Origin of the sequence: Nocardia sp. NPDC004860 (assembly GCF_040609015.1) — a bacterium.
In the GTDB taxonomy this organism is placed as follows: Bacteria; Actinomycetota; Actinomycetes; order Mycobacteriales; family Mycobacteriaceae; genus Nocardia.
This window is the reverse complement of record NZ_JBEXJI010000008.1, coordinates 149,667-167,039: the sequence shown is the minus strand read 5'-3', so window position 1 is coordinate 167,039 and position 17,373 is coordinate 149,667. Positions and strand designations below refer to the sequence as shown.

Annotated in this window: 18 protein-coding genes; 13 read left to right on the top strand and 5 right to left on the bottom strand. The window is 68.6% G+C overall.

Annotation, left to right across the window (positions count from 1 at the left end; all coding sequences use genetic code 11):
- Window positions 1–30: 30 nt before the first annotated feature.
- The 4 genes from ABZV44_RS18135 (at window position 31) to ABZV44_RS18120 (ending at window position 4,361) form a co-directional block, all read left to right on the top strand.
- Window positions 31–1,479 carry an APC family permease gene (locus ABZV44_RS18135; RefSeq protein ID WP_354837394.1) on the top strand — a complete coding sequence of 483 codons (1,449 nt, stop codon included), beginning with the start codon at window positions 31–33 and terminating at the stop codon, window positions 1,477–1,479.
- Window positions 1,480–1,560: 81 nt separating this feature from the next.
- Complete coding sequence (locus ABZV44_RS18130; RefSeq protein WP_354837392.1) at window positions 1,561–2,007, top strand: MarR family transcriptional regulator; 447 nt, start codon at window positions 1,561–1,563, stop codon at window positions 2,005–2,007.
- Window positions 2,004–3,371: an MFS transporter gene (locus ABZV44_RS18125; RefSeq protein ID WP_354837390.1), complete on the top strand. Its 1,368-nt coding sequence runs from the start codon at window positions 2,004–2,006 to the stop codon at window positions 3,369–3,371. Before ABZV44_RS18130 ends, ABZV44_RS18125 begins: the two co-directional genes overlap by 4 nt.
- Before the next feature lie 99 nt (window positions 3,372–3,470).
- Window positions 3,471–4,361, top strand: a complete 891-nt coding sequence (locus tag ABZV44_RS18120; RefSeq protein ID WP_354837388.1) for an alpha/beta hydrolase — start codon at window positions 3,471–3,473, stop codon at window positions 4,359–4,361.
- Window positions 4,362–4,364: 3 nt separating this feature from the next.
- On the opposite strand, the gene ABZV44_RS18115 is transcribed toward ABZV44_RS18120, so the two are convergent.
- On the bottom strand, window positions 4,365–4,964 hold the full coding sequence (locus ABZV44_RS18115; protein ID WP_354837386.1) for a TetR/AcrR family transcriptional regulator: 600 nt from the start codon (window positions 4,962–4,964) through the stop codon (window positions 4,365–4,367).
- 106 nt (window positions 4,965–5,070) lie between these two features.
- On the opposite strand from ABZV44_RS18115, the gene ABZV44_RS18110 reads away from it, so the two are divergent.
- Window positions 5,071–5,469: an alpha/beta hydrolase gene (locus tag ABZV44_RS18110; RefSeq protein ID WP_354837384.1), complete on the top strand. Its 399-nt coding sequence runs from the start codon at window positions 5,071–5,073 to the stop codon at window positions 5,467–5,469.
- A 43-nt stretch (window positions 5,470–5,512) separates the two neighbouring features.
- Window positions 5,513–6,397: an alpha/beta hydrolase gene (locus ABZV44_RS18105; RefSeq protein WP_354837382.1), complete on the top strand. Its 885-nt coding sequence runs from the start codon at window positions 5,513–5,515 to the stop codon at window positions 6,395–6,397.
- Between the two features lie 48 nt (window positions 6,398–6,445).
- Here the strand turns inward: ABZV44_RS18105 and ABZV44_RS18100 are convergent, their stop codons facing one another.
- Together ABZV44_RS18100 and ABZV44_RS18095 are read right to left on the bottom strand one after the other, a co-directional pair.
- The gene (locus ABZV44_RS18100; RefSeq protein ID WP_354837380.1) at window positions 6,446–7,900 is read right to left on the bottom strand and encodes an MFS transporter; all 1,455 of its coding nucleotides are present in this window, start codon (window positions 7,898–7,900) and stop codon (window positions 6,446–6,448) included.
- A gap of 79 nt (window positions 7,901–7,979) precedes the next feature.
- Complete coding sequence (locus tag ABZV44_RS18095; RefSeq protein ID WP_354837378.1) at window positions 7,980–8,675, bottom strand: SGNH/GDSL hydrolase family protein; 696 nt, start codon at window positions 8,673–8,675, stop codon at window positions 7,980–7,982.
- Window positions 8,676–9,178: 503 nt separating this feature from the next.
- Here ABZV44_RS18095 and ABZV44_RS18090 point away from each other — a divergent pair.
- From ABZV44_RS18090 to ABZV44_RS18080, 3 genes are read left to right on the top strand one after another with little or no spacing between them, the layout of a single operon-like run.
- The gene (locus ABZV44_RS18090; RefSeq protein WP_354837376.1) at window positions 9,179–9,634 is read left to right on the top strand and encodes a roadblock/LC7 domain-containing protein; all 456 of its coding nucleotides are present in this window, start codon (window positions 9,179–9,181) and stop codon (window positions 9,632–9,634) included.
- Window positions 9,635–9,683: 49 nt separating this feature from the next.
- Window positions 9,684–10,055: a hypothetical protein gene (locus ABZV44_RS18085; protein ID WP_354837374.1), complete on the top strand. Its 372-nt coding sequence runs from the start codon at window positions 9,684–9,686 to the stop codon at window positions 10,053–10,055.
- Window positions 10,056–10,101: 46 nt separating this feature from the next.
- Entirely contained in the window at window positions 10,102–10,728 is a 627-nt protein-coding gene (locus tag ABZV44_RS18080; RefSeq protein ID WP_354837372.1) for an alpha-ketoglutarate-dependent dioxygenase AlkB, read from the top strand.
- A gap of 110 nt (window positions 10,729–10,838) precedes the next feature.
- On the opposite strand, the gene ABZV44_RS18075 is transcribed toward ABZV44_RS18080, so the two are convergent.
- Both ABZV44_RS18075 and ABZV44_RS18070 read right to left on the bottom strand, forming a co-directional pair.
- Window positions 10,839–12,071 (bottom strand): FAD-dependent oxidoreductase, encoded by a 1,233-nt coding sequence (locus ABZV44_RS18075; protein ID WP_354837370.1) that lies wholly within the window; start codon window positions 12,069–12,071, stop codon window positions 10,839–10,841.
- 82 nt (window positions 12,072–12,153) lie between these two features.
- A complete protein-coding gene (locus ABZV44_RS18070) occupies window positions 12,154–12,666 on the bottom strand; it encodes a DUF4334 domain-containing protein (protein WP_354837563.1) in 513 nt (170 codons plus the stop codon).
- 137 nt (window positions 12,667–12,803) lie between these two features.
- On the opposite strand from ABZV44_RS18070, the gene ABZV44_RS18065 reads away from it, so the two are divergent.
- The 4 genes from ABZV44_RS18065 to ABZV44_RS18050 all read left to right on the top strand — a co-directional run bounded on the left by ABZV44_RS18065 (window position 12,804) and on the right by ABZV44_RS18050 (window position 17,348).
- Entirely contained in the window at window positions 12,804–13,955 is a 1,152-nt protein-coding gene (locus tag ABZV44_RS18065; protein WP_354837368.1) for a serpin family protein, read from the top strand.
- Between the two features lie 93 nt (window positions 13,956–14,048).
- On the top strand, window positions 14,049–15,068 hold the full coding sequence (locus tag ABZV44_RS18060; protein WP_354837366.1) for a hypothetical protein: 1,020 nt from the start codon (window positions 14,049–14,051) through the stop codon (window positions 15,066–15,068).
- Window positions 15,069–15,073: 5 nt separating this feature from the next.
- Complete coding sequence (locus ABZV44_RS18055) at window positions 15,074–16,054, top strand: hypothetical protein (protein WP_354837364.1); 981 nt, start codon at window positions 15,074–15,076, stop codon at window positions 16,052–16,054.
- A 28-nt stretch (window positions 16,055–16,082) separates the two neighbouring features.
- A complete protein-coding gene (locus tag ABZV44_RS18050; RefSeq protein WP_354837362.1) occupies window positions 16,083–17,348 on the top strand; it encodes an adenylosuccinate synthetase in 1,266 nt (421 codons plus the stop codon).
- Window positions 17,349–17,373 lie beyond the last annotated feature (25 nt).

Below are 17,373 nucleotides of genomic sequence, written 5' to 3'. Positions count from 1 at the left end.
CGCCCTCCCCTGCGCGACCCGGAGGCAGCCATGACCGGCCCCCGCACCCTTCCCCGAAGAATCGGCCTGTTCCAGGCCACGACCATCAATATGAGCCAGATGGTCGGCATCGGACCCTTCGTCACCATCCCCCTCATGGTCGCGGCCTTCGGCGGGCCGCACGCCGTCATCGGATTCGTCGCCGGCGCGGTGCTGGCGCTGGCCGACGGCCTGATCTGGGCCGAACTCGGCGCGGCCATGCCGGGCGCGGGCGGCACCTATGTGTATCTGCGCGAGGCGTTCCAGTACCGCACGGGACGCCTCATGCCGTTCCTGTTCGTCTGGACCGCGATCCTTTTCATTCCGCTGATCATGTCCACCGGCGTGCAGGGACTGGTGCAGTACCTGACCTATCTGTGGCCGTCCATGACCACCGGGCAGGGTGACATCGTCGGGCTCGCGGTGGTGGCGCTGGTCGTGGCGCTGCTGTGGCGGCGGGTGGATTCCATCGGCCGCATCACCGTGGTGATGTGGGCGGTCATGATCGTGTCGGTGGCCGCGGTGATCCTGGCCGCGTTCACCCATTTTCATCCGAGCATGGCGTTCACCTGGCCCGACCATGCCATCGATTTCGGTCGCGGCGGCTTCTGGCTGGGCTTCGCCTCCGGGCTCACCATCGGCATCTACGACTACCTGGGCTACAACACCAGCGCGTATATCGGTGCGGAGCTGAAGAATCCGGGGCGGGTCCTCCCCCGCTCGATCATCTACGCGGTGCTCGCGGTCATGGTCATCTATCTCGGCATGCAGATCGGTGTGCTCGGCGTCATCGACTGGCACGACATGCTCGACCCGAACAACGTTGCCTCACAATCGGTTGCGTCGGCGGTGCTGGAGAAGACCTTCGGGAAGGGTGCCGCCGATGTGGTGACCGTGCTGATTCTCGTCACCGCCTTCGCCTCGGTCTTCGCCGGATTGCTCGGCGGCTCGCGGGTACCGTTCGACGCCGCCCGCGACGGGGTGTTCTTCCGATCCTTCGGACGGCTGCACCCCGAACACGAGTTCCCGGTGCTCGGGCTGATCGTGATGGGTGCGATCACCGCGGCCGGGTTCGTCTTCGCCCGGCATGTGGGCGCCTCGGCCACCCACCCCCCATTGGCGGTACTGATCTCACTGCTGACCACGGTCATGGTGATCGTGCAGGCCTTCGCGCAGATCGCGGCCGTAGCCGTCCTGCGGCGACGGCAGCCCGGGCTCGCGAGGCCCTACCGGATGCTGCTGTATCCGCTACCGGCGGTCGTGGCGGCCATCGGCTGGGCGGTCATCTACGGGTACGCCGACAAGGCGAATCCGGGCGTGCACCCGATCGAGTGGTCACTGGCCTGGACCGCCCTGGGTATCGCGGCCTTCCTGCTCTGGTCGCGGGCGGAGAAGACCTGGCCGTTCGGGCCGAAGCAGATCCGTGAGGAGTACCTCGACACCGAACCCGCGGCCGCCTGACCGGCCGACCGTGGCGAGATAGACAATTCAGGTTGTTCAATGTCAATTGCGCAACCTGGATTGTCTATCTAGGGTCGAGGCATGACCGATGCCCCCGCGATCCTGTCCGCGTCCTCGGCCCAGGCGGCCCGGGAACTGCGCGTTCTGGTGAGCCGCCTGCGACGGCGGTTCCTCGAGGCGTCGGACAATGTGGAGCTGACGCCCTCGCAGCTGTCGGTGCTGAGCCGGTTGAAGAACGGTGACGCCACCGCCAGCGAGATCGCCGCGGCGGAGCGGGTGCGCCCGCAGGCCATCGCCACCCACCTCGCCATTCTCAGCGACCGCGGCTTCGTACTGCGGCGGCCCGATCCCAAAGATGGCCGGCGGCAACTGGTTTCGCTGAGCCCGGCCGGGCGGGAGCTGATGGCGGGCCGCAGCCGGGCGAGGCAGGAATGGCTCACCACCGCCCTCGAGGAGAAGTACACCGAGGCCGAGCGGCAGACGCTGCTGGCGGCGCTGGAGCTGCTGGAAAGACTCGGGCCGCAATGATCTCGACGCTGCACCGGCGGACCCGGGAGCGACCGCCCGACGGATTCGACCGGCGGCTGCTGGTGCCCATGATCACCAGCTCGATCCTGAACCCGATCAATTCGTCCATCATCGCGGTCTCGCTGGTGCCGATCGGTGTGGCGTTCGGCGCGCCGGCGTCGGAGACCGCATGGCTGGTGTCGGCGCTGTACCTGGCCACCGCCATCGGGCAGCCGGTGGTGGGACGGCTCATCGACCTCTACGGGCCGCGGCGGCTGTATCTCGGCGGCGCCGCGCTCACCGGATTCGCCGGCCTGCTGGGCATGGTCGCGCCGAGTCTCTGGGTACTGGTGCTGGCCCGGGTGATTCTCGGATTCGGCACGTGCGCGGGCTATCCCGCATCCATGTACCTGATCCGCAGCGAGTCCGAACGCACCGGGAAGGACAGTCCGCAGGGGGTGCTCACCGCCCTGGCCGTGGCCACTCAGACCATTGCCGTCATCGGCCCGACCCTGGGCGGTCTCCTGATCCATCTCGGCGGCTGGCGGGCGACGTTCGCGGTCAATCTGCCGCTGGCACTGGTGTGCCTGGTCATCGGATGGCGGCGGATAGCGAGAACCGATGCGCCGCACGGCGGCCGGTGGTCCGATATCGATCTGCCCGGTATCGGGTTGTTCACGGCGATGTTGATCGGCTTCCTGTTCTTCTTGATGAAACCGCAAGCGGCGCACTGGTATCTGCCGGTGCTGGCCATCGCCGCCGGAGCCGGACTGGTGTGGCGGGAGCGGCGGGCCGAGCGGCCTTTCCTCGATGTGCGGCTGCTCGCGGGCGATGTCCCGCTGCTGGCCACCTACACCCGCACCCTGCTGACCGCCCTGGTCGGCTACTGCTTCCTGTACGGCTTCACCCAGTGGCTGGAGGAGGGACGCGGCCTCTCCGCCGCCGGGGCGGGCCTGATCCTGCTGCCCATGTCGGCCACCGCGATCGGCGTGTCCGCGCTCACCGGCCGGCGGCCCGAGGTTCGCGGCAAGCTGCTGGTCGGCTGCACCTGCCAGGTGGTCATGACGGTGCTGCTGCTGACCCTGCACTCCGGCACCGCCCTGTGGTTGCTGGTCGGCGCGGCCGTCATCAACGGCATCCCGCAGGGGCTCAACAATCTGGCCAACCAGAACGCCCTCTACCACCAGGCCGAGCCGGAGCGCATCGGTTCCTCGGCGGGCCTGATGCGGACCTTCTCCTATTTCGGCGCGATCGGGTCGGCGGCGGTCAGTGGCGCATTCCTCACCCCGGGTTCCGGCATCGCGGGACTGCACAATCTGGCCGCGTTCATGCTGGCGGCGGCGGCATTGTGCCTGGTCCTCGCGGTGATCGACCGCTCGCTGTGACCAGCGGCGACCAGCGCGACGGCCGGCTCCGACCGCCCGCGGTCCCAGCTACCGGCCAGTCTTCATACACCGTAAACACGCGTGTGCAATGCTCGAAGGGTGAGCAACGACGCTGAATTCACCGAACCCGCCCGGGTGAGCTTCCGCGGGCACGGCGGTATCACCATCGCCGGGGACAGCTGGGGACCCCAGGACGGCCCGCTGGTGGTGTTCCTGCACGGCGGCGGCCAGACCCGCGGCTCGTGGAAGGATTCCGGACTCGCCCTGGCCAAGGCCGGGATGCACGCCGTCCTGCTCGACGCGCGCGGGCACGGCGACAGCGACTGGGACCCGGACGGCAACTACACGCGCGAGGCCATGGTCGAGGACCTCATCGCGGTGCTGCGCGAACTGGACCAGCCCGCCTTCGTCGTCGGCGCCAGCATGGGCGGCCTGACCGGGCTCATGGCCACCACCCACCCGGAGCGTGAGCGCATCACCGGTCTCGTCCTCGTCGATGTGGTGCCACGTCCCGAGCGCAAGGGCGTCGAGCGCGTCATCAACTTCCTGAGCAGCAACCCGGAGGGCTTCGCCAGCCTCGAGGAGGCCGCCGACGCCGTCGCCGCCTACCTCCCCCACCGCCGCCGCCCACGCAATCCCGAAGGGCTGCAACGCAATCTGCGCCAGCGCGCCGACGGTCGCTGGTACTGGCACTGGGATCCCGCCATGATGGGCGGCCCGCGCGACGGGCGCGGCGAGGAGATCGACGTGCACACCGAGCAACTGGAGCACGCGGCGCGGCAGCTGACCATCCCGGTGCTGCTGGTGCGCGGCGCGCTGTCCGACGTCGTCAGCGAGGAGGGCGTCACCGCGTTCCGGGCCCTGGTCCCGCACGCCGACTACACCGAGATCGGCACCGCGGCACACACCGCCGCCAGCGACGCCAATGACGAATTCACCGACGCGGTGGTCGATTTCGTGCGCGCGCAGGTCAGCCCCCAGGGCCGCTAGCCGCTATTCACCGGCGAACACCCGGTCGAGCAGGTGGTCGAGTAGTTCGACCGCCGTCTCCCGGGTGGTTCCGCCGGCCAGGACCGCCTGACTGATCCCGGTGACCGCGAGCACGATCAGCTCCGCGTCGAGTTCCAGTGCACGCGTATCGGTTTCGCCCGGCCGGTCGCGGCGCAACTGCTCGGTGAAGCTGGTGATCAGGTAGCGCGGCGGTCCCATCATCTCCTCCGAGGTGACGGTATTGCCGGTCAGATTCGCCGCATGGAAGGCCGCGAACACCAGATTGTCCTGGTGCCGAACATCGTCCAGGGGAATCAGCCCGAGCGAGACAGCCCGGATGACCTCGCGCGGTGCGGCATCGGGCCCCAGCGCACCCAGCGCCTCCGCGAACACCCTCCCCCAGTCCTCCACCACCGCACGATGCGTGGCGAGCATGAGATCACGCTTGGTGCCGAAGTAGTACTGGATCAGGCGCACCGAGATCCCAGCCTGCGCCGCCACGGACTGGAACGTGGCGGCATCCAGCCCACCGGCGGCGATGACCGCGCGCGCGGCCGTGGTGATCTCCCGCCGCCGCTGCTCGTGATCCACCAAACGCGGCATATGACCAGCTCTCCTATGACTCCCTGGCATCGAAGTTTTTGATGGTACGCCCATATCATTTTTATGATACGTTCGTATCATCAACGATGATGAGCGGGGAGGCACCATGGCCGGGATCGGGCAATGGAAGAACGAGGCGGCACAGGACGCCTACATGAAGGCCTACGCGTCACTGTCGAAACTGTGGACTATTCGGTACACCGAGTTCGCGAAGGCCGGACTCGGTTATCGGACCCGGACCCCGTGGCCGCAACGACTGAAAGACGAAGAGCTGCAGGCGATCACCGTCCCCGCCCTCCTGATCTACGGGTCCGAGACCGTGCTGGGCAATCCCGAGCGGGCCGCCGCGCGGGCCCGGCGGCACCTGCCGGACTGCGAGGTGGAGATCTACCCGGGCGCGAACCATGGGCTGCTGTTCCACAGCCCGGGCAAGGACGCCGTACTGGACCGGATTCTGGCCTTCGCCCGATCGCACGAGCCGGCCGACCTGCTCACCGCCGAGTAGACGACCGACACAGACCACGCACCGAAGAGGAAGGGAAGGCCCGATGGCCAAGAAGATCGGACGTTTCACCAGCGCGAAGGCCAAGGAGAAGTACCTGCGTGCGTACGACGCGATGGCCGCGCAGTGGCCGGTGCCGTCGATCGATCTCGATATCGACACCTCGTTCGGCACAACACGAGTGCGCAAATCCGGGTCGGGAGACGGCACGCCGATCGTGCTGCTGCCGGGGATGCCGGGCAATGGGCTGTTCTGGGAGTCGGTCATCACGGAACTGTCGCGGGATCACGTGGTGTACACCCCGGATCCGTTGGGCTGGGCGGGACGCAGCGAGCAGACCGAGCCCCTGCGCGACGAGGACGACATCGTGCGCTGGCTGCTGGAGGTGTTCGACGGATTGGGTATCGAGCGCGTGCATCTGGGCGGGTATTCCGTCGGCTCCTGGCTGGCACTGCTGGTCGGTGTCCAGCACTCCGAGCGGGTGGCCAGCCTGACCATGCTCGAACCAGGCGGGGCGACCTTCACCACACCGCGCTGGAGTGTGCTGTTCCGTTTCCTCGTCGGCGGGATGGTGCCGACCCGCAAGCGGCTGGCGAAGCTCTCGGAGTGGCTCACGCCGGGTCTGGAGTTCAGCGAGGAACAGTGGGCATTGACGTTGAGCGCCATCAGGTTCCGTCTCGCCATGCCGTGGGAGCGACCGCTCACCGACGAGCAGCTGGCGGCCGTCACCGCGCCACTGATGGTGCTGTTCGGCGCCACCACGGTCGCCAATGATCCGGAAGTGGGCGCACAAAGAGTCCGTGAACACATTCCGGGGGCCGAGGTCGACATCTACCCGGGCGTCGGCCACGAGATGCTGTGGGCCATTCCCGAGCAGGTGATTCCGCGGTTCCTCGCATTCGTGAACCAGCACGATCAGGTCCCGGCCTGATCGGATGCTGACGGCCGGGCGGGCCCGGCCGTCAGCACATCGACCCGTTCAGCCCTGGGCCGCAGGCTGTTTCGGGAGCAGAAACACGATCACACCCGAGACGACCGCGATGACGCAGGTCGCGAAGGACGCGACGGCGAAGGCGTGACCGGCGGCGGCGACCCGGTCTGCCGCGGCGGGATCGAACGCGCCGAAGAAGATCGCGCCGATCACGGCGACACCCAGCGCTCCCCCGCACTGCTGGGCCGTCGACAGGACCCCCGACGCGACGCCGGCCGACTCCGGTCGCACCCGGCTCAGCACCGTGTTGAGCGCGGGCGTGATGACCAATCCGCCACCGACACTCTGCAATACGAGAGTGGGGATCACCAGCAGTGGCGTGATCCGCGGGCCGGACACCAGCAGCAGGCCGGTCGCCAGGTAGCCGCTCGCCATGACGATCGCGCCGACCTCGAGGACCCGTCGCCCGTATTTCGGGATGGTCCGGCTCGCCACCATGCTGAACACGAAGAAGGCGGTTGCCGCAGGCGCGTAGACCAGGCCCGCGCCCAGCGCCGACAGGCCGAGACCCTGCTGCATCGTCACCGACAGGGCCAGATAGTACGAGTAGATCAGCGCGTACAGGGCGAGCACGAGGACGATCCCGAGCGAGAACGAGCGCTGGCCGAACAAGGTCAAGGGCACCAGCGGATCCCCGCCCCGGCGTTCCAGCCGACGCTCGATCGCGACGAACGCCCCGAAAGCGACTGCGCTGCTCCCGAAGCAGGCCCAGACCCAGCCCGGCCAGCCCGCCTGCTGCCCTTGGATCAATGGCAGCACCAGGAGGAAGAGGGCCACGCTGAGCACCAGCACGCCGGGCAGGTCCAGTCGGCGGAAGGCGGCCGACCCGGTGGCCGGCACAGAGCGCAGGGCGAGCAGGAACATGACGACGCCGATCGGCACGTTCACCCAGAACACCAGGCGCCAGCCGGAATCGAACAGATCCGCGCCGATCAGCAGTCCGCCGATGACCTGTCCGCCGATGGTGGCCATGCCCATGACGATGCCGACCACGCCGAAGACGCTGTGCCGCTTGGCCGCCGGCACCAGCACGGTGACATAGGCGAACACCTGCGGCACCATCAGCGCGGCGCCCAGGCCCTGGACGACGCGCGCGGTGATGAGGCTGCCCGCGTCCGGTGCGAGCGCGCACGCGACCGAGGACAGCGTGAAGACCGCGGCACCGAGCAGGAAGATCCGTTTGCGGCCGTACAGATCGGCCAAGCGGGTAGCGGTGATGATGAAGACCGCGTAGCTCAATTGATAGCCCGCGAGCACCCATTGAACGTCACCGGCGGAGGCGTGCAGATCCGCCACGATCGAGGGCGCGGCGACCACGACGATGAACGAATCCAGAACCGCGACGAACAAGGCGCTCAGGACAATCGAGATCGTCGTCCAGGGAATGGCTTCGGCGTCCGCGGCCACGACCGGCCGACCGCCTGAGTACTGACTGACTGCCACGATGAAAACCTCTTCATTTGTCAGGGCCGGGCACTGTACGAACCCGGACAGTTCGGCCTGCGCTGCTCGCCGTGAGGGGTCAGCGCGAGGTCGAGGACAACTCGGATGTGTTGCGTCCCAGTGATTTCGCCAGCTTCTCGACCGTCTCGGACGCCATGACGGCCTGGCCCGAGGTCGAGAAGTGGATGCGATCCGCACTGAGCAGGTTGTCGCGGTCGTTGACCGGGTGGTCCCACATGTCCACCACGAGCGCGCCGTATTCGGCTGCCAGCCCGCGCACGATCTCGTTGACCCTGGCGATCCGCTCCGGCCAGTCCGGGAAGACCGGGACGACATAGGCCCGGCCGAGTGTGAAGGTGGTCAGCAGTGCGCCGGTCCGCTTCGCCAGGTCGTACATGCGTCGCAGGGTTCGCTCGATCTCGTCGAAGTCCGGTGTGCGCCGCACGATGTCATTGGCCCCGCACGGCAGGTGGAGCAGGTCCGGGGAGAACGCGACTACGCGATCCGCCTGCCGCTCGAGCGCCTGGGCGGTCGTCGCGCCGATCTCGGAGACATTGAGATAGGCCAGATCCGGCCGAACCGATCGCAGGATCCCGGCGACGCGGTCCGGCCAGCCCTGATCGCCGTAGCCCGGGGTGGGATCGCCGGTTCCCGCGGAAAGGCTGTCTCCCAGAACGGCATACCTCCCCCAGGGAGCCCCGATCAGCCGTGCGACGGCAGCCGCTCTGTCCAGACAGAAGGGATCGGTCGCCTCGGTGAGGACATGTTGTTCCATGCAGAAAACCATACGGTCGCCCGTATGTAAACACAAGGCGTGACCTACGCCCACGCGCCGAGTCGGCGAGTGCGAGTACGACTGGTCGGTCGGATTTGAAATGCCCGGGCGCGCAATCAATACCGACCCGGCGGTTCGAATCGATTGCAGCTCCTACCCCGAAATGCCGCCCGGCATCGGAGCACAAGTTGTTGCTGCGCATTCGCCGATGGATCGCTATTCTGGATGGAGCCGAAGGTGAGTTTGTGAAACCATCAGCGCCCCAATGAGATCGGTGGCGTTGACACTTGCGCGTCGTGCTCAGCGTGTTCGCTCGTCCAAGTTGCGGTGGGTCCGGAATAGTAGCGCCGTCGAACGGCGCTGCAGAGCTCGCCAGTGATCACGCAGTGGCACAACGCGTTCGGCTCGAGATCGATCGACACGCGCACATGACGCCCGACCAGGGCAGGCACGTTGTCCGTGCGCGCCAGCGAAGAGGTTCCCGCCGACAGAGGAGACGAGCCATGACGCTCACGCACGACGCCACCGCCCTGACCGGTCCGGGCAGCGGCGCTCGCATCGATTCACCGCGTGCGGACTCGGCGGGCAGCGACCTCGAAACACACCTACACACGCTACGGCGACGCGTTCCGCATCTGATCGGATCCGCGGTGGCCTCGAGCGACGGCCTGCTGCTGGCCGACGATCTCCCGGATGCCATCGAAGCCACCGGCATTGCGGCGCTGACCGCGGCGCTGCTGTCGGTGTCGCTGACCTTCGCGGCCGCCACCCATGGCGCCGACCTGCACGAGGTGGTCCTCGACAGCGGCGTCGGCCACGTGGTGGTCTACCGCGCCGGCCCCATCGCCTGCCTGGCCCTGCTCACAGGCCCCGACGCCACGCTGGCCCGTGTTCACCTGGAAGCCCGCCCGGTGGTCCGCGCCATCGCCGCGACCCTGGCGCCGGCCCCTCACGACTGACGGCACCCGAATTCCACCGATCGAGGACATCACACGGAAAGGGAGACACATGTCGAATCTGGATGTGGCACTGAAGGACATGATGACCATCGACGGGGCGCTCGGCGCCGCGATCGTCGACTACAGCAGCGGGATGACCCTCGGCACCGCCGGCGGATCCCGATCCCTGGACCTGCAGCTCGGCGCGGCCGGCAATACCGAGGTGGTCCGCGCCAAGATGCGCACCATCGAACAGCTCGGCCTCGACGAAGGGATCGAGGACATCCTGATCACCCTGACCGGTCAGTATCATCTGCTGCGCCCGCTGAGCGCGCACCCGGCGAGTCGCCTGTTCCTCTATCTCGCCCTCGACCGCATCCGCGGCAACCTGGCCCTGGCCCGTCATCAGCTCCGCAAGATCGACGAAGAACTCGACATCTGAACAGCCCTATCGAACATACGTTCGGAATTGTGGTATGTTCTTCGACATGTCGACGCCTTGGCAGGGATCACTTCTGGACGGCTTCGGGGAGGTGGAACTCGGTGCGCTGCAGGGGATACAGCGCACCGAACTCGGCGACGGCGCCTGGGTGGATGTGCTGCCGGGCTGGTTGAGCGGCGCGGATGTGCTGTTCGAACGGCTCGTGACGGAGGTGCCCTGGCGCGCGGATCGGCGCGCCATGTACGACCGGATGGTGGACGTGCCGCGGCTGCTGTGCTTCTACGAGGCGGAGCGGGAGCTACCGGATCCGGTGCTGGCCGAGGCACGGGAGGCGTTGAGCACGCACTACTCCGCTGAACTGGGTGAGCCGTTCACCACCGCGGGCCTGTGCTACTACCGCGACGGAAACGACAGCGTCGCCTGGCACGGGGACACCTCCGGGCGCGGGGCGACCGACGACACCATGGTGGCCATCGTGTCGGTGGGCGCTGCACGGGCGTTGCTCTTGCGACCGCGCGGCGGTGGAGCCAGCGTGCGGTATCCGCTGGGGCACGGGGATCTCATCGTCATGGGTGGTTCGTGCCAAAGGACCTGGGAGCATGCCATTCCCAAGACGAAGCGGCCGGTGGGGCCGCGCATCAGTATTCAGTTCCGCCCGCGCGGCGTCCGGTAGGACGAGGGGTCCGGACGCCGCGGCCAGGCCGGCCCACCGCCTGACAAATCCCTACAACGCGGATATCCTGCGCCGCAGGGGCTTTCGCTCCCCCGCACGGACAGTGCGGTTCAGTCGCGACGAGCGAACGCGGGTACCGGCTCGGGTAGCACACCTCGGCCGACCAGGAAGGTCGGCAGGCTGCGCACCACGGGGATGCGCCGGAAAACGCGTAGAGCCGTGGGCGTTTCGGTGGCGTTCGAGACGTCCAGGCGACCCGCCACCGCCGGGCGGATGACGCCGGCGTGGGCCAGCCGCTGCATGCTCTGGACAACGGCCGTCGGCAGGGCTCGCCGGCGCTGGACCCGGGCCAGGTCGGCGGTGGTTACGGTGTGCGACAACAGTTTCGGGCCGAGAATGCGCGCGGTGGCCACCGCGTCCTGCACCGCCAGGTTGATGCCGACGCCGCCGACCGGGGACATGGCGTGGGCGGCGTCGCCGATGCACAACAGGCCGTCGGTGTACCAGCGGTCGACGCGATCCAGCTTGACGTCGAGCAGTTTCACCTCGTCCCAGGTCCGGAGGGCGTCGGTGCGGTCGCCCAGCCACGGGGCCACCGCGCCCAGATCACGCATGATGACGCCGACCGGTTGGCGCGTGCGCAGGTCGGTGTCGCTGCCCTTGGCGATCAGCGTAGCGCTCTGCCAGTAGTCGCCGCGGTCGAACAGCACCGCCACGCGGTGGGCGCTGACCACCGGGATCAGACCGGCCGGGTCGGTGCCGTTGCGCGGGATGCGGAACCACCACGCGTCGAACGGCGTGGGCCAGTTGTGAACCCCGAGCCCGGCGGCCGCACGCAGCACCGAGGAGCGGCCGTCGCAGGCCACCGTCAGGTCGGCGCGAATCTCGCCGGTCGCACCATCTTTCGTGCGATAGCGCACACCCGCGACGGCGCCGCCCTCGTACACCAGATCGACCGCCTCGGTGCTCATGCGCAACCGGAAGGTCGGCTCGACGTCGCCCGCGCGGGCCAGTAGATCCAGCAGGTCCCACTGCGGCACCATAGCCACATATTTGTGCCTGCCCGGGATGTGCGCGAACGTCGCGAGCGGCACCATGCGACCGCCGATGGGTATCTGTATGTCGTTCAACCGCCGCTGCGGCAGTTTCGCGAAGTCCTCGCGCAGACCCAGCGCGTCGATGAGTTCCAGGGTGGTCGGGTGCACGGTATCGCCGCGGAAGTCGCGCAGGAAGTCACCGTGTTTCTCGAGCACCATGACCTCGATGCCACCGCGGGCCAGCATCAGCCCCAGGAACATTCCCGCCGGTCCCCCACCGGCGATCAGACAGGTCGTGCGTTCCATCGGGACCTCCCGAGTCGAAGACCACTGTCCTCTTCGATGGTAGGCCGAGGTCGACTCGGGGACAGACGCTTCGTGCAGGCGGCTAGCGGTCGCGGTAGAGGACGAAGAAGTACGGTTCGTTCAGCCCGCGCATATCCATGACGCCGAGCAGCGTGTCGTTGTCGACTCGCCGGAAAATATCGATGATCGGCAGGTGATCGTAGATCATTGCGGCACTGGACTTTCCACGAAACTCCAGGTTCCGCAGCCGGGCGCGCGGAGTCGTCGTCCGCAACACCGGCCGCAACACCCCGAGCGAGCGGCGCACCGGGCGCAGGCCGGTCACCGGCACCTTGCCCGCCAGGAACAGCGGGACCCGGCGCGGGTCAACGGGGAAGATGCCCCCGTCCGGCCCCGAGAACAACAGCGGCTGCACATCATCGGCGCTGTCGAATTGCTTGCCATACCAGCCGGATTCGACGAGCAGCCCGTCCCACGGATGACCCGTCGCGACCTCGTCGCCCCGCCACCGGCCGGTGGTGATCTCCTCGACTCGCACCGTGGGCAGGGCGTCGAACAACGCCCATGCCTGCGCGGCGGTGGCACCGTGCTCCATCGATGCCCGCAGGCGCGCGGCAGGCTCCGTCGCCGTATCAGCGGCAACCATCATGATCTCCTCGGTGAGAGTCGACGACATCGTTTCTCTCACCGTAGCCCCGGATCGGGCGGGCCCATTAGACCTAGGCTGACATCATGACGACCGCATTGGCCGAATATGTCGATGCCGCCAACCGCCTCACCGCCCGCTGGTGCGCCGCCGCCGGGACCGGGGACTTCGTACTGTCCGGCTGCGGCGTCTGGCCACTGCTCGCCCTGCTGGCCTCCGCCGCCGACGAGCCCGGACGCAGCGAACTCGCCACGGCCACCGGCATTTCCGCCGCCGACGGCAATGGTCGGGCGCTGGACCTGCTGCGCACCCTGACCGAGGCCGACTCGGTCTCGGCGGCGCTCGGCCTCTGGGTCCGGCGGGACCTGCCGCTGCGCCCGGAGTGGTCGCGACGACTGCCGGCGGGAACCGTGGAGACCCTCACCGATCAGGCCGCCCTCGACACCTGGGCGAGCGGCCACACCGACGGCCTGATCGAGAAGTTCCCGCTCCCGATCGACGCCGCGACGGTCCTGGTGCTCGCCACCGCGCTGGTCGCCCGCACCCGATGGGAGGACCCCTTCCGCCGGACCACCATGGAGGTCACCGACGGACCATGGCGTGGCCACAGCGGTCCCGCTCTGCGCCGGTTCTCGTCGCGCCCACAGCACGCGAGCGTACTCGGCGCGGATACGGCGGTGACGCGCGTAATCGTCTACGGCACAGAAGATCTCGACGTACACCTGCTCCTGGGCGAGGGCACGCCGGGCACAGTGCTGACGACCGGCCTCGACGCACTGGACGGCACCATCCCGATCCGGACGGACCTGCCGGCAGGCACCGAAGCACCCGGACTGAGAGTGCAGGCCGTGGCCGATCACGGGCAGGGCGACAGCCTGGAAACCCTGTTGCCGCCCTTCGAGATTCGCAGCCTGCACAACCTGATCGACCAGTCGGCACTGTTCGGCCTGACCACGGTGACCGACAGCGCGCGGGGCCATTTCCCGGCGATGTCGGCGCGCCCGCTCTATGTCGACCAGGCCGCGCAGGACGTGTTCGCGCGCTTCACCGAGACCGGGTTCGATGCCGCCGCGGTCACCGCGCTGTCGATGAACCTGGCCAGCGCCCGGTTCCCGAGACCGGCGCACACCGTGCTGCACACCACGGTGACGTTCGACCGCCCGTTCGGATTCCTGGCCGTGCACCGGCCCACCGGGCTGGCCGTGGTCGCCGGATGGGTCGCACACCCCGGTCGCTGACCACCCGGCCCGCCCGCCAGGCTTTTTGTCGAAACTACAAAAAGTTCCCCCGAACCTCTGGTGCGCATTGTTTTAGTCATCTAGCCTAAAACCATGACGACAGCACGAGAGACCGCCGAGAGCATTCGGGCGGCCCGGCGGCCCGAGGATCTGTTCGGTGCTGCCGCAACGGATTCCGCGGCCCGGCAGGACGCCCGGCGGCGCTACCACCGGCTGGCGGGGATCGTGCATCCCGATCGGGTGCAGGCCGTCGACGCCGGCATCGCGGGGGTCGCGTTCGCACGGCTGGCCGAGCTGTACCGGCAGTGGCTGGAACTGGACGAGCCCGCCTTCGAGGTGACCGGCGCACACGGGACGTACCCGGTGGGTGCGCTGCACGCGTCGGGCTCGGTCGCGGACGTGTACCGCAGCGGCTCGGACCGGGTCGTGAAGATCCCGCGCCGGACGGCGGCCAACCGGCTGCTGTCCGGGGAGCGAAATGCCCTGCGCGACATCGCGATCGTGGCCACGGAGCACAAATGGCCGGGGCCGTACTTCCCGGAGCTGATCGATACGGTCGACCATCTGGACTCCGCGACCGGCGAGCAGCGCACGGTGAACGTGCTCGCCGCGCTCACCAGGGAGTTCGTGACGCTCGAGGAAGTCCGGGCCGCCTACCCCGGTGGCCTGGACCCGCGCGACTACGCCTGGATGCATCGCCGGCTGCTGCGCTGCCTGGCCGGAGCACAGCTGGCGGGGTGGGTGCACACCGCCATCAGCCCGGCCAATGTGCTGGTGCATCCGCGCCTGCACGGAATCGTGCTGGCGGGCTGGTCTTTCGCGACCCGGCCCGGGAATCCGGCGGCGGCCACGCTGAAGTCGCTCGACTATCCGCCGGAGATCCGGGACGCGGTCTCCCCCGCCACCGATGTCCACCTCGCGCATCGCCTGATGCTCACCATGCTCGGCGACCGCGCACCCGCGGCCCTGCGGTCCTACGCCACGGGGTGCCTGCAATCCGATCCACGGCTGCGGCCCGACGCCGCGGACCTGCTCGGGGAATTCGACGATCTGCTCGACCGGCTCTACGGGAAGCGCCGCTTCCGGCCCTTCGAGCTCACGAAAGGTAAGTGATAGCAATGGGTTACGGACGCTGGGACGACAGTGCCTACGACGCGGCGCGGACCTTCCGCGCGGCGAAGGGGCTCGACGACTTCGGCTACACCGCGGATATGCGGTCGGTGCCGTGGGATCAGTGGAAGGCGCACCCCACCCTGGATCCGTTCGGGGTGGACAAGCGGGAGTCGCGGGACTCCGACGACCACGGCAACTCACTGCCCATCGCGGTGCTGTTCGACGTCACCGGATCCATGGGCAGGGTGCCCCGCATCATGCAGGAGAAGCTGGCCAAACTGCACGGGCTGTTGCAGCGCAAGGGTTATGCGGAGGATCCGCAGATCCTGTTCGGGGCCATCGGCGACGCCGACAGCGACCGGGTGCCGCTGCAGGTCGGGCAGTTCGAATCCGACAACCGGATGGACGAGCAGCTGCGGCTCATCCTGCTGGAGGGCGGCGGTGGCGGGCAGAAGTCCGAAAGTTACGAGCTGGCAGCGTATTTCATCGCCCGGCACACCGCCACCGACGCGTGGGACAAGCGGGGCCGCAAGGGCTACCTGTTCATCGTCGGCGACGAGCTGAACAAGAAGCGGCTGGCCGCTCGCCACCTTCGCGCCGTCATCGGCGACGACGTCGACCACGACATCTCGGTCGAGTCGATCTACCGCGAGCTGGCCGACCGCTGGCACGTGCACTACATCCTGCCCAATCAGTCCAGCTACTACCGGGATCCGGAGATCGCCGAGCACTGGCAGGGGCTGCTGGGTGAGCGGTTCCTGCGGCTCGACGATCCGGCCGCGGTGTGCGAGCTCATCGCCCTGACCATCGGCATCGCCGAGGACCGCATCGACCTCGGGGCAGGGCTGGCCGATCTGCGCGATATCGGATCGACCAGCGAGGCCGACGCGGTGGGCAAGGCCCTCGCACCGCTGGGCGGCGCCCGGCGCGGACGCAGCGTCGGGGCGCTGCCGGCCGCCACCGGGACCGACGACGTGGATCTCTGACCGGATCCGATGGACGAAGGGACACAACATGTTCGGCGACAGCCACCTGATCGTGGTAGACCTGGGCTTCGGCGATGCCGGCAAGGGCGCCACCGTGGACTGGCTGTGCTCACCGCAGGCCGGGCTCGACGTGGCCGCGGTGGTGCGGTTCAACGGCGGGGCGCAGGCCGCCCACAATGTGATAGCCGACGGCCGCCACCACACCTTCCACCAGTTCGGGTCCGGCACCCTGTCGCGGGTGCCGACCCTGCTGTCGCGGCACATGCTGGTGGAACCGCTGGCTCTGGCCGCCGAGGCGCGCGAACTCGCCGCGCTCGGCGTCGCCGATCCGCTGTCCCTGCTCTACGTGGACGAGCGGGCCCTGCTCACCACGCCGATCCACGGAGCCGCCAATCGTTGCCGGGAGGATACGAGGGGTACCGCCCGGCACGGTTCGTGCGGCATCGGCATCGGCGAGACGGCGAGCTACGCGCTCGGCCACGACGCACCCCGGGCCGCCGACTGCCGTCGACCGGAGGTGTTGCGGCGCAAACTGATCGCGCTCGAAGAACACTACGGGCCGCTGCTCGCGGGCGGACGGCACCGCTACGACCCGATCGACGATCTGGTCGCGGCGTACACCGCGTTCGCCCGGGCCGTGGCCATCCTGCCGGGCGAGCAGCTCGCCGCATTCGCGCGTCAGGGCCGGCTGGTGTTCGAAGGCGCGCAGGGGGTGCTGCTCGACGAGTGGCGCGGCACCCACCCGTACACCACCTGGTCGACCGTCGAACCCCGGCACGCGCGCGCCATGCTGGCGCGCCTCGGCGCGCCCGGCTACGTGCTCGGCGTGACCCGCGCGTACATGACCAGGCACGGGGCCGGGCCCTTCCCGACCGAGGACCCGGCGCTCGCGATTGCGGAGCCGCACAACGGAACCGGCGAATACCAGGGCGCGTTCCGGCGCGGGCACCTCGATCCGCTGCTGCTCCGCTACGCCGTCGAAGCCTGCGGCGGGATCGACGGCGTGGTCGTCAACCACCTCGACGCCCTCGGCGACATCCGCACCGCCACCGGCTATCTCACCCCCGACGGCTGCGTCGAGCGGCTGGCGTGCGGTGTCTGGCAGGACCTCGGCCACCAGCGGCGGCTCACCGATCTCCTCGCCGCCGCCACCCCGGCCCTGGCCGACCTGCCCGCCGACATGCCCGGCTACCTGGAGGCCGAACTCGGCGCGCCCGTGGTGCTCACCGCGTGCGGGCCGGACCGAGCCGATCGCACCCTCCGGATCCCGGCTCAGCGCCTATACAAGGACTGATCGTTTCAACGTTCCGAGGATGGGC

Bases quoted from the DNA above. Each gene is read 5' to 3' on its own strand.
- ABZV44_RS18105 (WP_354837382.1), top strand. From the start codon at position 5,513: ATGGCCAAGAAGATCGGACGTTTCACCAGCGCGAAGGCCAAGGAGAAG.
- ABZV44_RS18090 (WP_354837376.1), top strand. From the start codon at position 9,179: ATGACGCTCACGCACGACGCCACCGCCCTGACCGGTCCGGGCAGCGGC.
- ABZV44_RS18065 (WP_354837368.1), top strand. From the start codon at position 12,804: ATGACGACCGCATTGGCCGAATATGTCGATGCCGCCAACCGCCTCACC.
- ABZV44_RS18085 (WP_354837374.1), top strand. From the start codon at position 9,684: ATGTCGAATCTGGATGTGGCACTGAAGGACATGATGACCATCGACGGG.
- ABZV44_RS18070 (WP_354837563.1), bottom strand. From the start codon at position 12,666: ATGGAGCACGGTGCCACCGCCGCGCAGGCATGGGCGTTGTTCGACGCC.
- ABZV44_RS18075 (WP_354837370.1), bottom strand. From the start codon at position 12,071: ATGGAACGCACGACCTGTCTGATCGCCGGTGGGGGACCGGCGGGAATG.
- ABZV44_RS18080 (WP_354837372.1), top strand. From the start codon at position 10,102: ATGTCGACGCCTTGGCAGGGATCACTTCTGGACGGCTTCGGGGAGGTG.
- ABZV44_RS18055 (WP_354837364.1), top strand. From the start codon at position 15,074: ATGGGTTACGGACGCTGGGACGACAGTGCCTACGACGCGGCGCGGACC.
- ABZV44_RS18050 (WP_354837362.1), top strand. From the start codon at position 16,083: ATGTTCGGCGACAGCCACCTGATCGTGGTAGACCTGGGCTTCGGCGAT.
- ABZV44_RS18135 (WP_354837394.1), top strand. From the start codon at position 31: ATGACCGGCCCCCGCACCCTTCCCCGAAGAATCGGCCTGTTCCAGGCC.
- ABZV44_RS18060 (WP_354837366.1), top strand. From the start codon at position 14,049: ATGACGACAGCACGAGAGACCGCCGAGAGCATTCGGGCGGCCCGGCGG.
- ABZV44_RS18095 (WP_354837378.1), bottom strand. From the start codon at position 8,675: ATGGAACAACATGTCCTCACCGAGGCGACCGATCCCTTCTGTCTGGAC.
- ABZV44_RS18110 (WP_354837384.1), top strand. From the start codon at position 5,071: ATGGCCGGGATCGGGCAATGGAAGAACGAGGCGGCACAGGACGCCTAC.
- ABZV44_RS18115 (WP_354837386.1), bottom strand. From the start codon at position 4,964: ATGCCGCGTTTGGTGGATCACGAGCAGCGGCGGCGGGAGATCACCACG.
- ABZV44_RS18125 (WP_354837390.1), top strand. From the start codon at position 2,004: ATGATCTCGACGCTGCACCGGCGGACCCGGGAGCGACCGCCCGACGGA.
- ABZV44_RS18130 (WP_354837392.1), top strand. From the start codon at position 1,561: ATGACCGATGCCCCCGCGATCCTGTCCGCGTCCTCGGCCCAGGCGGCC.